The following is a 15875-nucleotide window of genomic DNA, read 5'->3' on the forward strand; positions in this document are numbered from 1 at the left end:
TTCGCGAATGACCGTCCGCCCGTGCGATTCCATCTCCGACCTCAACTTCTCCAGAGAGTGCTCATGAGCTTCAACAACGTACCTCCCGGCAAGGATCTCCCGCAGGATTTCAACGTCATCATCGAGATTCCCGCGCAGAGCGATCCGGTCAAATACGAAGCGGACAAGGACATGGGCCTGCTGGTCGTCGACCGCTTCATCGGCACCGGCATGCGCTATCCCGCCAACTACGGCTTCATCCCGCAGACGCTCTCCGGCGACGGCGATCCGGTCGACGTGCTCGTCATCACGCCGTTCCCGCTGCTGGCAGGCTCGGTCGTGCGCGCGCGTGCGCTCGGCATGCTGCAGATGACCGATGAATCCGGCGTGGACGCGAAGCTCGTCGCCGTGCCGCACGACAAGATCTGCCCGATGACGGCGAACATCAAGTCGATCGACGACGTGCCCGAATATCTGAAAGACCAGATCAAGCACTTCTTCGAGAACTACAAGTCGCTCGAAAAAGGCAAGTGGGTGAAGGTCGAAGGCTGGGCGGGCATCGACGCCGCGCACAAGGAAATCTCGGAAGGCGTCGCGAACTTCAAGAAGTAAGCGCGCTTTTAGACGAAACGCCGCCGCGTTGCCAAAACGCGGCGGCGTTTTTTATTCTTCTTCGCTTGCCTCGACCCGGGGCAACAACGATTCGAGCGTCCGCTCTCCCGCGATCAGCGCGCGCTTCTGCTGCGCGGTCAGTCGCTTCACGCGATATTCGGCGCGCAACGCCTCCGATCTCCCCGCCAGTTCGAACGACGCGAGCACACGCAGCGGTTTTCTTGCGCGCGTATAGCGCGCGCCCTTGCCGCTCGCATGCGCGCAGAAGCGCGCTTCGACGTCCGTTGCGATGCCCGTGTAGAGGCTGCCGTCGGCGCATTCGATCAGATAGAGGAACCACGGCATCGCGTTTCGTCGGCGCTCGATGAAAGATTTGCCGCGCATTATCGCCGAAAGCACCGCGTCGGGGTGCTTTTGTCCGCTTCGGCGTGCCGCAGCGACTTGCGCGAGAATAGCCGCTTTCGGGCGCGGCTTTGCACGGCTAGCGCTCATCGATATTTCAGCGAGGTAGCCTGTTGAATCGCGAGGTCGAAATTCATGTGGTCGATGCGCTGGACGAAATTCCGGCCGACGACTGGAACCGGCTCGCCGGCGATAACCCGTTCGTGCGTCACGCGTTTCTCTCGGCGTTGCAGGAGACCGGGTGCGCCGTCAAGCGCACCGGCTGGCGCGCGCATCATCTGGTATTGAAGCGCGGCGGCGAGTTCGCTGGCGCGATGCCGCTCTATCTGAAGTCGCATTCGCGCGGCGAGTACGTGTTCGACCACGCGTGGGCCGACGCCTTCGAGCGCCACGGCCTGCGCTATTACCCGAAGGCGCTGTCCGCCGTGCCGTTCTCGCCGGTGACCGGCCCGCGCCTCATCGCCGCGCATCACGAGGATCGCGTATTGCTCGCGCGTGGGGCCATCGAACTGACGCGGCGTCTCGAACTCTCGTCGCTTCATGTGCTGTTTCCGCACGCGCAGGATGTCGCGGCGCTGACGGATGCGGGCTACATGCTGCGCGAAGGCGTGCAGTTCCACTGGGAAAATCTGCCCGGCGACGGCTACGAAAACTTCGACGCCTTTCTCGCGACGATGAGTCACGACAAGCGCAAGAAGGTGAAGCAGGATCGTCGGCGCGTGACGGAAGCGGGCGTGACGTACACGTGGCTGCGCGGCAAGGAGATCGACGAAAGCGCGCTCGATTTCTTCTACGATTGCTACGACAACACGTATCGCGAGCACTGGAATGCGCCGTATCTTTCGCGCGAGTTCTTCGGCCGGATTCATGCGGATGCGCCCGACAGCATGCTGCTCGTGATCGCCGAAGCAGACGGCGCGCGGCTCGCGTGCGCGCTCAACATGATCGGCGGCGACACGATGTACGGCCGTTACTGGGGCACGCGCGAGTTCATCTCGGGGCTGCACTTCGAGACGTGCTACATGCAAGGCATCGCGTACTGCATCGAACATGGGCTCGCGCGTTTCGAGGGCGGCGCGCAGGGCGTGCACAAGATGTCGCGCGGTCTGCTGCCGACGCCGACATGGTCCGCGCACTGGATCGCCGATCAGCGCTTCGCGCACGCGATCGCCGAGTTTCTCGATGCCGAGACGCAGGCGATGGATCAGCATATCGAGGAACTCGAAGCGCATACGCCGTTCAGGAAGAAAACCTGATGCGATAATCGACGAGACCTTTCGTTGCAACACGCGCACGCACATCCATCCCGACCATGAGCAGAAACTTCTTCAACCTGTACAGCCACGACTTCGCGCGCGTCGCGGTGGGCGTTCCGTCCTGCAAGGTGGCCGATCCCGCGTTCAACGCGGCGCAGACGATCGAACTGGCGAGAGAGGTGGCCGCGCGCGGCGCGGTTCTCGTCGCGTTTCCCGAGCTCGGCATTTCCGCCTACACCTGCGACGATCTCTTCCATCAGCGCGCCTTGCTCGATGCCTGCGAAGACGCACTGCAAAGCATTCTGGATGCTTCGAAGGGATTGAATATCGCGATGATCGTCGGCGCGCCGGTCAAGACGGAGCACAAGCTCTTCAATTGCGCGATCGTCATCGCCGACGGCTTCATTCGCGGCGTCGTGCCGAAGAGCTATCTGCCGAACTACGGCGAGTTTTACGAGGCGCGTCAGTTCAGCCCCGCTGATGCCGCCGCGACGAACACGCTCACGCTCTGCGGTCAGGATGTGCCGTTCGGCGCGTCGCTGCTGTTTCAGATCAAAGACCTGCCGCTCTTCAGATTCCACGTCGAGATTTGCGAGGACGTGTGGGTGCCGATTCCGCCGTCGTCGTTCGCGGCGCTCGCCGGCGCCACGGTGCTCGTGAATCTGTCGGCGTCGAATATCGTCGTCGGCAAGTCGGCGTATCGGCATCAGCTCGTCGGGCAGCAGTCCGCGCGTTGCGTCGCGGCGTATCTGTACACGTCGGCGGGCAATGGCGAATCGTCCACCGATCTGGCGTGGGACGGGCAGGGCCTCATCTACGAAAACGGCGAGATGCTCGCGGAGTCCGAGCGCTTCTCGGACCGGTCGCATCTGATCTTCGCCGATGTCGATCTCGAACGGCTCTCGCGCGAGCGCATGCGGCAAACCACGTTCGGCCGATCGACGCACCGGCACGCAAGCGAAGTGGAACAGTTCGATGTCGTCGAATTTCCGCTGACGGTTCCCATCGACGGGAAACTGCCGCTCGAACGCCGCGTCGCGCGCTTTCCCTACGTGCCCGCCGACGCCGCGCGCCGCGACGAACGATGCAACGAGGTCTACAACATTCAGGTGCAGGCGCTGTTGCAGCGGCTGCAATCTTCGGGCATGTCGAAAGTCGTCATCGGCATTTCGGGCGGGCTCGACTCGACGCATGCGCTACTCGTGTGCGCGAAGGCGATGGATCGTCTCGGACTGCCGCGCTCGAACATCCTCGCCTACACGATGCCGGGTTTCGCGACCAGCGATCGCACGCTGCGCCAGGCGCGCGAGCTGATGGAAGTCGTCGGCTGCACGGCGAGCGAGATCGACATCCGGCCGAGCTGCATGCAGATGCTGACGGACATCGGCCATCCGCACAGTTCGGGTGCCGAGCAGTACGACATCACGTACGAGAACGTTCAGGCCGGCGAACGCACGAGCCACCTGTTCCGGCTCGCGAACCTCAACAACGCGATCGTCATCGGCACGGGCGATCTGAGCGAGCTCGCACTTGGTTGGTGCACCTACGGAGTGGGCGATCACATGTCCCACTACAACGTCAACGCGAGCGTGCCGAAGACACTGATCACGCATCTGGTGCGCTGGGTCGCGGAGTCGGGGCAGATCGGCGGCACCGGAACCGACGTGCTCGAAAACGTGCTGAGCACCGACATCAGTCCGGAACTCATTCCCGGCAAGACGAGCGGCGTGGTCGAGCAGAAGACCGAGAGCGTCATCGGGCCGTACGAATTGCAGGACTTCAACCTCTACTACACGCTGCGCTTCGGCTTTGCACCAACGAAGGTCGCGTTTCTCGCGCTGCATGCGTGGCGCGATCGCGATGCGGGTGCGTGGCCCGAAGGTCCGACGGTCGCGCGCAATCAATACGACCTCGGCGAGATCCGCAAGAATCTGCGGATCTTTCTGGATCGATTCTTCCGCACGAGCCAGTTCAAGCGCTCATGCATACCGAACGCGCCGAAGGTCGGCTCGGGCGGCTCGCTTTCACCGCGTGGCGACTGGCGCGCGCCGAGCGACGGACAGGCGACGGTGTGGCTCAAGGACCTCGAACGCGTCCCCGAGAAAGAGTGATATCGCTCGTTACCGGACACCTCGCGATTTTCCGGACCGCTTGCGCGATGAAACGCGGCTAGAATCGAAAACATCTGCCCCACGCGGGGCACGACGTTTTTTCGAACCCCTTGAATCGATCTTTACGCGAGGCACGCCATGAAACGTATCACCGCCATCATCAAACCGTTCAAGCTCGACGAAGTCCGCGAAGCGCTCGCCGAAGTGGGCCTCACGGGTCTCACGGTCACGGAAGTGAAGGGCTTTGGCCGCCAGAAGGGGCATACCGAGCTTTATCGTGGTGCAGAGTATGTCGTCGACTTCCTGCCGAAGGTGAAGATCGAGGTCGTCGTCGCGAACGATCAAACCGATCAGGTCATCGATGCGATCATCGGCGCCGCGCGCACCGGCAAGATCGGTGACGGCAAGATCTTCGTCGCCGATGTCGAGCGCGTGATCCGTATCCGCACCGGCGAGGAAAACGAAGCGGCGGTCTGAGCGCCGCGATTTCGTTTTCGCCGATCCGGCCCGCCGTTCGCGCGGGCCTTTTTCCTTCGTCCTTCGATTCGCGCATGCACCAGCGCGATGCCCGTTTTTTTCGCGCGTATTCATCGGCCGACCTCGGATTGCCCCGTCCGTGCGGTAACATCGAATTCCGGTTATTTCTTTGTAAGGAATCGTTTGATGCATCACGCGATCGGCTTCATTCAGGATCTTGCGGTAATCATGGCCATCGCGGGCGTCGTGACGGTGCTGTTTCATCGTCTGCGGCAGCCGGTCGTGCTGGGCTATATCGCCGCGGGCGTGATCATCGGGCCGTACACGCCGCCGTTCAATCTCATTCACGACGAAGTGACGATCCAGACGCTCGGCGAACTGGGCGTCGTGTTCCTGATGTTCTCGCTCGGGCTCGAATTCAGCCTGCGCAAGCTCTTCAAGGTCGGCGCGACGGCGATCGTCGCGGCGTTGTCGGAAATCGTGCTGATGATCTGGGTCGGCTACGAGATCGGGCGATGGTTCGGCTGGAACGCGATGGATTCGCTCTTTCTCGGCGCGATGCTCGCGATCTCGTCGACGACGATCATCGTGAAGGCGCTTTCCGAGCTCGGCATGAAGGGCGAAAACTTCGCGCAGATCGTGTTCGGCATTCTGATCGTCGAGGATATTCTCGCGATCGCGATGCTCGTGCTGCTCTCCGGCATCGCGCAGACAGGTTCGGTGAGCGCGGGCGTCGCGGCCGTCACGCTCGGCAAGCTGCTGCTCTTCATGACGGTTTCGCTCGTCGTCGGCATTCTGACGGTGCCGCGCGCGCTCAATTACGTGGCGCGCGCGAAGAGTGACGAGATGCTGCTCGTCACCGTGCTCGGCTTCTGCTTCGGCTTCTGTCTGCTCGTCGTGAAGCTCGATTATTCGATCGCGCTCGGCGCGTTCCTGATCGGCGCGATCATGGCGGAGTCGAAGCATCTCGCGCGCATCGAGCATCTGATCGCGCCCGTGCGCGACATGTTCTCGGCAATCTTCTTCGTGACCATAGGACTCTTGCTGAATCCGGCCGTGCTCGTCGATTACGCGTGGCCGATCGCCGTCATCACCTTCGCCGTCGTGCTCGGCAAGATCGTCTCGTGCGGGCTCGGCACCTTTCTCGCGGGCAAGGACGGGCGCACGTCGATGCGCGTCGGCATGAGCGTCTCGCAGATCGGCGAGTTCTCGTTCATCATCGCGTCGCTCGGGCTGTCGCTCAAGGTCACGAGCAGCTTTCTCTATCCGATCGCGGTGGCCGTGTCCGCGCTCACGACGCTCTTCACGCCGTATCTGATCCGCGCCGCCGATCCGCTCACGATGCGCCTCGCCCGCGCGATGCCCGCACCGCTCGCGCATACCTTCGGCCTCTACTCGCAGTGGCTCGCGAGCCTCACGCCCGTCTCCGGCGGACCGACGCTCTTCTCGATGACCCGGCGCATCGTTGTGCAGATCGCGGTGAATCTCGCGCTCGTCGCGGCGATCTTCTTGGGCGCGTCGTATTCGGCGCCGTTCGCGTCGGGCTATCTCGCGCGCTGGCTCGATACCGACAACGCGCAGCGTGTCGTGCTGTGGAGCGCGGCGCTCGTGGTCGCGCTGCCGTTTCTGGTCGCGGTGTATCGCAAGCTCGAATCGCTCGCGCTGCTGCTCGCCGAAGTGAGCGTGCAGCCCGCGAAAGCGGGGCGCTTCACGCGCGCGATCCGCTCGGCGATCTCCGGGCTGATTCCGATCGTCGCGATGTTCGGCGTCTTTCTGCTCGTCGCGGCGCTCTCGGGCGGCATCCTGCCGCCGTTCGGCCTGATGGTCGGCGTGCTGCTGTGCGCGGCGCTCCTGCTCACCGTGCTGTGGCGCTGGTGCGTGAAAATCCACGCGACGATGCAGATCGCCTTGCGCGAAACCTTCGAGGAACCGCGCGATCATTAAGGCTTGCTTCACGGGATAGCCCTGACAGCGGCTCATCGCGGGTTCCCGCGATAATGTGAGCCAATGTGACCAAATGTGTGCTGGTTTGCCCCGTGCTGGTCTGAGGCGGATAATTGGAATTTGTGCATTCTCCATATGGCGTTCAAGCGCCTGAATCCGGAATGAGCGATAACAAAACGTCCAACGACGCAAGCAGCACCGACGCGCGCCGCGCCGGCGCCGACTCTCAAGCCGCGCCGCGAAGCGCGAATCCCACGGCGTCACCCGAAGCGGCGGCAGCGGCCGCCGCGCCCGGCCCGCAGGCGAGCGCGACCGAGCGGGCATCGACGGATGCGCCTTCGAGCGCATCGAACGTCGAACCGGTGGATACCGCGCAGGCCCGGCGCGACGAAGCGCAGCAGGCCTCCCGTGAAGGGCGTGCAGCGGCGGCGAGCGCGACTGCCGCGCAGGAAGCCGCGGTGCGCGAACAGCAGTGCGCATCCGGCAAACCCCGAGCGAGTCTCGCCGAGAATCTCGAAGCCGCGACCGAAGCGGAAGCCGCGAGCACGGCCAGCGCGCAATCCGCTTCATCCGATTCCCCGAGTGGCCGCGCGACCGTCCTGCCGCCCGAATTCGCGGAAGCGCCGGACTTCGGCAAGCTCAATCCGCCGCCGCTGCCCTTGCACGAACAGGCGGCAGCGCCGGCACAGCCCGCGTATCTCAAGCACTCGGACTCTGCGTGGTCGGTGTTCGGCCGGATCGTCGCGGCGCGTGCGCGTCAGATTTTCGATCGCGCGGGGCAGCGCATCACGCAGCGAACGTTGCGCATCGGCGTGTCGGCGCGCATCTTTCATCCCGAGCCGGGTGCGAAAGGACTGCGCGGCAAGACGCTGCAATACCTCGAAGAATCGATCGCGCATTGGGTCATGTCGCGCGATGTGCTCGTGTTCATGATCCCGACGGTCGGCCACCAGGGCATGCTGCATCCGAGCAATATCCGTTTGCGCGACTACGCGAAGCATCTCGATGGCCTCTTGCTGCAAGGCGGCGCCGACGTCTCTCCGCAGTCCTACGAGGAAGCGACGACGCGTCCCGAATGGCCGGGCGATCGCGTGCGCGACATGTACGAACTGGAACTGCTGCACGAATTCGTCGAGTCGGGCAAGCCCGTGCTCGGCGTGTGCCGCGGCTGTCAGCTGATCAACGTGGCGTTCGGCGGCACGCTCTACGGCGATATCGCGACCGATGTGCCGACGGCTGGCCTTCACGTCAGCGAGCATTACGACCAGCATCGCCATTCGATCCGCTTCCCCGATGGTTCGACGCTCGTCAACATGTTCCCGAACCAGCGCGAGGCGATCGTCAACTCGATCCACCATCAGGCGGTGAAATCGATCGGGCGCGATCTGAACATCGAGGCGGTGTCGGCTTCGGACGGGATCATCGAGGCGGTGCGCTACCGGAAGGCGCCGTTTGTCGTCGGCGTGCAGTGGCACCCGGAGTTTCATCGGGCGGGCGGCGCGGAGCTTCTCGATTGCACGCCGTTGCTCGATACGTTTCTGCGCGTCGCGCGAGAAACGCGCTTCTGAGTCGAAGCGCGTTTCGGCACGTCGCAAAGCAAAAGGCCCGCTCGAATTGAGCGGGCCTTTTTCGTTTTCAGCGCGATGGCGTCGCGCTCACCGGCGCGAGTCCCGCTTCCGTCTGCTTCTGAAGCTGTTCGACCTGCATCTGCAGCGCGCGCAGCTTGCGTTCGGCATCCAGCTTATCCGTTTGCAGCACGGCGGATTCGGCCTGCAGTTGCTGCTGACGCTGCGACACTTGCGAATCCTGCTGCTGCGCGAGCTGGAGATCGGCGGTGAGACGGTTGGCCCGATCGGCCGATTTCGCGATCACACGATCGAGCAGCGCCTTCTGCGCCTGCAATTGCGTGCGGCGGATTTCGCCATCGGCGAGTTCGAAGCTCTTGCGCGAGAACTGCGCGTAGATCGATTCGGCGCGGACCGTATCCTGCGTTTTGACGACACGCCACCAGCGCGCGTCCTGCGAGAGCGCGACGTAGTACACCATCTCCTGCGCGAGGAAGAAAAGCTTCGCGCCGTAGCTGCCGTTGCGCGTGGCGCGCAATTCCGTGAGGCTTCCGGCTTGCACGAGGTTCTGCAACTCGGCGATGTTGCCTTCGACGCGCGGCGCGTTCGAATCGGCGTTCAGATCGGACAGGTCGACGAGCGCGGCCTGTGCGGGCTCGTTTGTCGTGGGCGCAGGCTGAACTGCTTTTGCGGCAGCTTGCGCCGTCGCGGGCGCGGCGAGCGTGTTCGTGAACGGCACAAACAGGCCGCAGAAGGACAGGGCGAGCGTGAGCGTCGCGTAACGGAGATAGCTGAGTTGCGTCATGTTGGCGTCGTGACCGGAATGGTTGATCGGGCTGGCGGTGCGTATTGCGCTGGTCAGCGCGCGCCATTGGCAGCGCCGCGGCCGGACGAGGCCGCGTTGCTGTCGAGGGTCGGTGAATGCTGGAGCATCGAGGAGAGCGTGGCCGGGTCCATCGACAAGGAAGCCTTCGACGGCCCGCTCGCGATTTTTTCAGCCGATGCCGCACGCACGCGCCGCGGCGCCGCCGGTTTCACGACGCGCTCGCCGGATGCTTGAGCGACATGTACGGCGCGCTTCGTGTGGGGCGTCAGCACGGCTTTTACCCGGGCGATGTGCTTGCGATCTTCCGCTGGCGCGACGACATGCACAAGTTCCTCTTCCGGCTCGGTTGCGGCGGATGCAACCTCGGTTTTGGTCGCGGCCGAACCGATGGTCTCAAAGGTGTGGCTGTCCGCGCTCGGCGGCGTGGCGACTGCTGGCGGCATCGGCGTTTCCGATTCCTGCTCGACCCGCGCTGCCTGGCCGGTAGGCGCTGCCGGCTGGGCCGGCTGCGTGCGAGTCGCGGTTTCTTCGGCTGGCGCGGGGGGCGCGACGCGGCGCGAGACCGGTGGATGAGCGAACAGCATCCATAGGATGAGCACGCCGCAAGCAGCCGCGATGGCGCCGACGACCAGCTTGAAGCCATGTCCGCGAGCGTGCGCCGGTGCATTGACCGTCAGATGAACGGGTTCGGCGCGGGTTACGTCGGCATCGTCCTGAGCGTTCGAGCCTTGCGTCAGGTTCAGCATCGCGCGCGGTATGTCTTCCTTGGCGAAGATGCCCCACAGGCTCGTCGCGCGATAAGGCGAGTGGATGTCGGACAGGCTCAGAGCCGGCACATAGGCCGTGACGAGGCGTGCCGCGAAGAGCGCGAATTCTGACGGCGTTTGAACGGGGCGCGAGCGCGCAGGCGACCACTCGAATCCGAAGTTCAAGGACGGCTCCGTCAGCGCGCGCAGCGTCGGCAGACGCAGATTGCCTTCCACTAAGATCAAGGGTTCGGACATGAAGATTCCACATGCATGCGCCCGGGCGCGGGCAAACGAGACGGCCCGCACGGACCATCGCGGCGCATGGAGATAGCGCCGCGGGTTCGGCGCGAGATGGCCAGAATTTCGACCCGCGATCATACGAAACCGTTATGTGCCCGACGACCAGAAAATTCCTATTGTCTATTTTTGACAGGAATGCTTATTGACTGACTTGATCTTCTTGTGCTTAGTCGAGCGGAAACACGTAACGCAATGAGAAGACGTCGATGCCGCCCACGTGGTCCGCTTCGCGTTCGGCGCACGTCCAGCCACGCGATTCGTAGAAGCCGATCGCCGCGGCGTTCTGTTCGAGCACCGAGAGATACAGTTGCCGCGCGCCGCGCGAGCGAGCCCAGCGCGCGGCTTCGTCGAGCATCACGGTGCCTGTGCCGAGGCCGCGATGACCCGGGATCGCGTGAAGATTGTCGACGAGCACGCTGCCGGTTTCGTCCGGTTCGACGAGACAAATGAAGCCGACCGGTTCCCCTTCGTGTTCCGCGATGAACACGCTCGCCGCTCCCGCCGCGACATCCTTCATGCGCGTATTCCAGTGAGCGACGCGCTCGCCTTGCAGATCGCGATCGAGATAAGTGTCCGGCAGGATGCCGCGATACGCCGATGCCCAGCTTCGCTTATGCATCGATGCGATGAGCGCGGTGTCGTCCACAGTCGCCGCGCGCAACGTGATTTTCGGAGTCATGTTAGCTCGTATGTCAGCTTGAAGTTAGGCGAATGTAATCGTATTTAAAGGTTGTTTGACGTGATGTTGCGCGAAGTTATGTGCAGTCATGGGCGGTGCGGCGTTAAGATTGAGGGCGTCGCATTTACAAAAAACGAAAGAGACCCCGCTTCAGTCGCCGTGCGTTCGCGCAGAACTGAAGTGCGCCCCTAGTTCCCCGAGAAAGTCATGTCCACGACCCACATCGCACCAGCCAACGAATCCAAGTTCAAGTCTGTATTTCGCGTCGTCAGCGGAAACTTCCTTGAAATGTACGACTTCATGGTCTACGGCTATTACGCTTCCGCGATCGCCAAGACCTATTTTCCGAGCGGCGACGAGTTCGCGTCGCTGATGCTCGCGCTGTCCGTCTTCGGCGCGGGCTTCCTGATGCGGCCGGTCGGCGCCATTGTGCTCGGCGCCTACATCGACCATCACGGGCGACGCAAAGGCCTGATCCTCACGCTCGGGCTAATGGCGGTCGGCACCGCGTGCGTCGCGCTGGTGCCGGGCTACGCGACCATCGGTGCGCTCGCGCCGATCATCGTGCTGGGCGGACGATTGCTGCAAGGCTTCTCGGCCGGCGTGGAACTGGGCGGCGTGTCGGTGTATCTGTCCGAGATCGCGACCAAGGGCAACAAGGGCTTTTATTGTTCCTGGCAGTCCGGCAGCCAGCAAGTCGCGGTCGTGTTCGCGGCGCTGATCGGCGTGATCATGAACCGCCTCTTGCCGCCCGAGCAGATGACCGCCTGGGGCTGGCGCGTGCCGTTCCTGATCGGCTGCCTGATCGTGCCGTTCCTCTTCATCATCCGCCGCTCGCTGCGTGAAACCGATGAGTTCCTCGCGAGAAAGCATCGGCCGAGCATGGGCGAGATCGCGCGCTCGATCGCGCAGAACTGGGGCATCGTGATCGCCGGGATGGGCATGGTCATCATGACGACCGTGTCGTTCTACATGATCACCGCTTACACGCCGACCTTCGGCAAGGAAGTGCTGAAGCTCTCCGCCACCGATGCGCTCGTCGTCACGGTGTGCGTCGGCCTCTCGAATCTGATCTGGCTGCCGTTGATGGGCGCGGTGTCGGATCGGGTGGGGCGCCGTCCGGTGCTGCTCGTGTTCACGATCCTCACCATTCTGACGTCGTATCCGGTGGTGCAATGGCTGGTCGCGGATCCGTCGTTCGCGCGCCTGCTCATGTGCGAACTGTGGCTTTCGTTCCTGTACGGCAGCTACAACGGCGCGATGGTGGTCGCGCTGACCGAAGTGATGCCCGTCGATGTGCGCACGACCGGATTCTCGATGGCCTATAGCCTCGCGACGACCATCGGCGGCTTCACCCCGGCGATCTCGACGTACCTGATCCACGCAACCGGCAACAAGGCCGCGCCCGGCCTGTGGATGGGCCTGGCGGCGATCTGCGGGTTGATCGCGACGCTCGTGCTGTATCGCTCGCCCGAGGCGCGCAATCAGTACAAGACGGCCTGATGCAAGCGAAAGGTCGAAAAAAATCCCCGTCTCGACCGGGATTTTTTATGCGGGCAGCAAAGCCAGCGCCGCTGCCGTAGCCTCGATGACGTCGCGCCATCGGCCCGGCGCGCGCTGTCGCACGAGCCGCGCCTGCGGATACCACGCGTTGTCGGCGGTGTCGACGCCCCAGCGCCAGTCGGCGGCGAAAGGCAGCATCACCCAGAGCGGCTTGCCGAGCGCGCCGGCGAGGTGCGCGACGGACGTATCCACGGAGACGACGGCGTCCAGCCGATCGACGATCGCGCCCGTATCGGCGAAATTATCGAGGCGGCCGTCCAGCGTGTGAATCGACCTCGCGTTCGGATGCGCGCGCAACATGTCACGCTCGCGGCCGGTGATGAACGGCTGGAGCACGATCCAGTCGACGTCTTCGAGCGCGAAGAGCGGCGCAAGCTCGTTAACAGGCACCGAGCGCGTCTCGCCTGGCTGCATCCGCCCGGACCACGCGATGCCGATCTTGCGCCGTTCCTGGCCGCCGATCGAGCCGCGCCACTTGCGCCGGTAATCGGCGGGCACGACGAGATAGGGCGCGCGCGCCGGAATCGCTTCGGGCGAGGTCATGCCGAGTGCGAGCGGCAGGCTGAGCAGCGGGCAGTAAGCGTCCGCGTGCGTCGGGACGCCGTCCGACTTGCTCTTCAGCTCGACACGCGCGGCTTGCGCGGCCGGTGCGAGCAGCGGCACGAGCGCGGGCTGCACTTCGAGCACCAGCTTGCCGACGAGCTTCGCGGCGAACGGCACGAAGCGCGCGAACTGCAAGGTGTCGCCGAAACCCTGCTCGGCGCGCACGAGCAGCGTGCGGCCCGGCATCGGCTCGCCATTCCAGCGCGGCAGGCGCGGCGCGGGTTCGCTTCCGGGCGTCTGTAGACGCCATTCGTAGGCAGGCAGACCGCGTGCGTAGTCGCCGGTCGTGAGCAGGGCGAGCGCGCGGTTCAGATGCGCGGCGGGCATCGAAGGATCGATGCGCAATGCCTCATCGAACGCGCGCAGCGCCGCGCGATGTGCGCCGAGCGCCAGATGCGCATTGCCGAGGCAGAGCCACGCGACGCCATATTTTGGATCGAGTCCGACCGCGCGTTCGAAATGCGGCACGGCTTCGTCGTGACGGCCGAGCTTGGCGAGCGCGTGAGCGAGCCCGAAGTATCCCGGCGCGAAATGCGGCTGCAACGCGACGGCCTTTCGCAGCACCGGCAGCGCGTCCTCGGGATGGCCGTTCGTATCGAGCAGGTTGCCGAGATTGAAATGCGCGGCGACGTAGTTCGGTTCGGCCTCGAGCGCGGCGCGAAAGTGCGAGATCGCGCCGAGCGTATCGCCGAGCGCGTTGAGCGCCATGCCGAGATTGTTGTGCGCGCCGGCATGGCGCGGGCGCAGCGCGAGCGTGCGCTTGAACGCGTGCGCGGCGTCCTTGAAGCGGCGAAGCGCGGAGAGCGCGTTGCCGAAGTTATTCCATGCGGCCGGATCGTTGGGCTGCAGGCGCAAGGCCTTCTCGAAGGCATCGGCGGCGTCTTCGTGGCGGCCGGCCGCCGTGTAGGCGTTGCCGAGGTTGTACTGGGCGAGCGGAAAGCCCGGCGCGAGCGTCAGCGCGTTGCGAAAGCGCTCGATCGCGTCGTCGAGGCGGCCGAGCGCCTTCAGCGCGTTGCCGAGGTTGAGCTGCAGGCCGGCATCGCCCGGACGCAGGTCGACGGCGCGGCCCACGAGCTCGGCCGCCTCGGCGTGCTGCCCCTGTTGATGGCGCAGCACGCCGAGGTAGTGCAGCGCGTCGACGTGACGAGGTTCGGCGGTGAGCGCGGCCTGATAGTCGCGCTCCGCGTCGGTCAGGCGGCCATCGCGATGGGCCGCGAAACCGCGGGCGAATACGGTGTCCATGACGGGGAAGACTTCTGGCCGGGAAAAGCAAACCCCGCATTTTCCCACACCGGCGCCGCTCTTCCGGAGAAGCGCGGTTGACATGTTGCGGCAATGGCACTTAACATGTGAACACCTATTCATATGTTAGCGACGACTGTGGCTTCCGATCCGTCCACCACCGCCAGTCCGATCACGTCCGATGACCGCGTCGTGCCGCTCGCCGACCTGTTCCGCCTGCTCGGCGACCCGACGCGCCTGCGCATCGTGCTTGCGTGCGTCGAACAGCGGCGCGCGGTCGGTGCGATCGCGGAGCTGCTCGGGCTGTCGGCGTCACTCGTGAGCCATCACCTGCGGCTCCTGCGCGCGGCGCGCATCGTGCGGGCCGAGCGCCAGGGCAAGCAGGTGTTCTACGTGGCGGCGGACCGTCACATCAGCGCGATGCTGGGCGAGCTGCTGGAGCACATCGCGGAACCGCAAGCCGACGCCCCCGACATCGAATGACCGCCACCGAATCGCGAGTACGCCCATGAGCACGCATCAGCACGCAGAACACGAACGTCACGAAGGCCACGAAGGCCACGCGCACAGTCACGAGCACGGGCATTCGCACGGCCACGGCGGGCATGGTCATCATCACCACGGCGCGCCGCAGGAAGGGCAGGGCCGAACGTTCGCGCTTGCGGTCGGCCTGAACGTGGTGATCGTGATCGTTCAGGCTGTCTACGGCTTTCTCGCGCATTCGACCGCGCTGCTCGCCGATGCCGGCCACAACCTCTCCGACGTGCTCGGCCTCCTGCTCGCATGGGGCGCCGTGTGGCTCGGCAAGCGCCAGCCCAACTCGCGCTATACGTTCGGCATGGGCAGTTCGTCGATCCTGGCGTCGCTCGCCAACGCGGCGCTGCTGCTCTTCGCGTGCGGCGCGATCGTGCTCGAAGCGATTCAGCGCCTGCTCAATCCGGCGCCCGTCGCGGGGCTCGACGTGTTCATCGTCGCGACGCTCGGCATGATCGTGAACGGCTTCTCCGCGTGGCTCTTCATGCGCGGCAGCAAGGAAGACCTCAACGTGCGCGGCGCCTTCCTGCATATGGCCGCCGATGCAGCCATCTCCGCCGCCGTCGCGGTCAGCGGTCTCATCATCCTGTTCACGGGCGCGAGCTGGCTCGATCCTTTGATGAGCCTGATCGTCGTGTCGGTGATCGTCTACGGCACGTGGGGCCTCGGGCGCGACGCGATGCGCCTCGCGATGGCCGCCGTTCCGTCTTCGGTCGACATGCCGCGCGTCGAGCAATATCTGAAGCAACTGCCCGGCGTAAGCGATGTGCACGACCTGCACGTGTGGGCGCTCTCGACGACCGAAAACGCGCTCACGGTCCATCTCGTGATACCCGAGGGCCATCCCGGCGATGCCTTCGTGCAGGGCGTCGTCACCACGCTGCGCCGCGAATATTCGATGCATCATGCCACCGTGCAGGTGGAGTTCGGCGAGGCCTGCCACGCGTGCGTGCTCAGCGAACGCGGGCACGCGCACTGAGTCCGGTGCGGCCGGCGCGCATGCTAAAAGCGGAGGGTACGGGCGTACACTAGA

At 64.5% G+C, this 15875-nt stretch carries 14 protein-coding genes; 9 read left to right on the top strand and 5 right to left on the bottom strand.

Going from position 1 to position 15875, the window contains the following annotated elements:
* Positions 1 to 63 precede the first annotated feature (63 nt).
* Positions 64 to 591, top strand: a complete 528-nt coding sequence (gene ppa, locus ACEN42_RS04270; RefSeq protein ID WP_035503159.1) for an inorganic diphosphatase — start codon at positions 64 to 66, stop codon at positions 589 to 591.
* Between the two features lie 51 nt (positions 592 to 642).
* On the opposite strand, the gene ACEN42_RS04275 is transcribed toward ppa, so the two are convergent.
* Positions 643 to 936: a GIY-YIG nuclease family protein gene (locus ACEN42_RS04275; protein WP_238212572.1), complete on the bottom strand. Its 294-nt coding sequence runs from the start codon at positions 934 to 936 to the stop codon at positions 643 to 645.
* 170 nt (positions 937 to 1106) lie between these two features.
* Here ACEN42_RS04275 and ACEN42_RS04280 point away from each other — a divergent pair, with 170 nt between their 5' ends.
* The 5 genes from ACEN42_RS04280 (at position 1107) to ACEN42_RS04300 (ending at position 8349) form a co-directional block, all read left to right on the top strand.
* Positions 1107 to 2249: a GNAT family N-acetyltransferase gene (locus tag ACEN42_RS04280; protein ID WP_187605872.1), complete on the top strand. Its 1143-nt coding sequence runs from the start codon at positions 1107 to 1109 to the stop codon at positions 2247 to 2249.
* 56 nt (positions 2250 to 2305) lie between these two features.
* A complete protein-coding gene (locus ACEN42_RS04285; protein ID WP_371880721.1) occupies positions 2306 to 4360 on the top strand; it encodes an NAD(+) synthase in 2055 nt (684 codons plus the stop codon).
* A gap of 138 nt (positions 4361 to 4498) precedes the next feature.
* Positions 4499 to 4837, top strand: a complete 339-nt coding sequence (gene glnK, locus ACEN42_RS04290; protein WP_008342452.1) for a P-II family nitrogen regulator — start codon at positions 4499 to 4501, stop codon at positions 4835 to 4837.
* Positions 4838 to 5023: 186 nt separating this feature from the next.
* A complete protein-coding gene (locus ACEN42_RS04295; RefSeq protein ID WP_250483933.1) occupies positions 5024 to 6781 on the top strand; it encodes a cation:proton antiporter in 1758 nt (585 codons plus the stop codon).
* 161 nt (positions 6782 to 6942) lie between these two features.
* Entirely contained in the window at positions 6943 to 8349 is a 1407-nt protein-coding gene (locus tag ACEN42_RS04300; RefSeq protein WP_371880722.1) for a gamma-glutamyl-gamma-aminobutyrate hydrolase family protein, read from the top strand.
* Positions 8350 to 8416: 67 nt separating this feature from the next.
* Here the strand turns inward: ACEN42_RS04300 and ACEN42_RS04305 are convergent, their stop codons facing one another.
* From ACEN42_RS04305 to ACEN42_RS04315, 3 genes are all read right to left on the bottom strand, one after another.
* Positions 8417 to 9151 (bottom strand): DUF2968 domain-containing protein, encoded by a 735-nt coding sequence (locus ACEN42_RS04305; RefSeq protein ID WP_371880723.1) that lies wholly within the window; start codon positions 9149 to 9151, stop codon positions 8417 to 8419.
* A 53-nt stretch (positions 9152 to 9204) separates the two neighbouring features.
* Complete coding sequence (locus tag ACEN42_RS04310; RefSeq protein WP_371880724.1) at positions 9205 to 10176, bottom strand: hypothetical protein; 972 nt, start codon at positions 10174 to 10176, stop codon at positions 9205 to 9207.
* Positions 10177 to 10387: 211 nt separating this feature from the next.
* Positions 10388 to 10900, bottom strand: a complete 513-nt coding sequence (locus ACEN42_RS04315; protein WP_371880725.1) for an N-acetyltransferase family protein — start codon at positions 10898 to 10900, stop codon at positions 10388 to 10390.
* A 207-nt stretch (positions 10901 to 11107) separates the two neighbouring features.
* On the opposite strand from ACEN42_RS04315, the gene ACEN42_RS04320 reads away from it, so the two are divergent.
* Positions 11108 to 12403: an MFS transporter gene (locus tag ACEN42_RS04320; protein ID WP_035503173.1), complete on the top strand. Its 1296-nt coding sequence runs from the start codon at positions 11108 to 11110 to the stop codon at positions 12401 to 12403.
* A gap of 45 nt (positions 12404 to 12448) precedes the next feature.
* Here ACEN42_RS04320 and ACEN42_RS04325 read toward each other — a convergent pair whose 3' ends face one another.
* A complete protein-coding gene (locus ACEN42_RS04325; protein WP_371880726.1) occupies positions 12449 to 14308 on the bottom strand; it encodes a tetratricopeptide repeat protein in 1860 nt (619 codons plus the stop codon).
* 123 nt (positions 14309 to 14431) lie between these two features.
* Between ACEN42_RS04325 and ACEN42_RS04330 the strand changes: the two genes are divergently transcribed.
* Together ACEN42_RS04330 and ACEN42_RS04335 are read left to right on the top strand one after the other, a co-directional pair.
* A complete protein-coding gene (locus ACEN42_RS04330) occupies positions 14432 to 14791 on the top strand; it encodes an ArsR/SmtB family transcription factor (RefSeq protein WP_371880727.1) in 360 nt (119 codons plus the stop codon).
* A gap of 25 nt (positions 14792 to 14816) precedes the next feature.
* Positions 14817 to 15821 carry a cation diffusion facilitator family transporter gene (locus ACEN42_RS04335; protein ID WP_371880728.1) on the top strand — a complete coding sequence of 335 codons (1005 nt, stop codon included), beginning with the start codon at positions 14817 to 14819 and terminating at the stop codon, positions 15819 to 15821.
* The last annotated feature ends 54 nt before the right edge of the window (positions 15822 to 15875 follow it).

Origin of the sequence: Caballeronia sp. S22, assembly GCF_964261745.1 — a bacterium.
Lineage (GTDB): Bacteria > Pseudomonadota > Gammaproteobacteria > Burkholderiales > Burkholderiaceae > Caballeronia > Caballeronia jiangsuensis.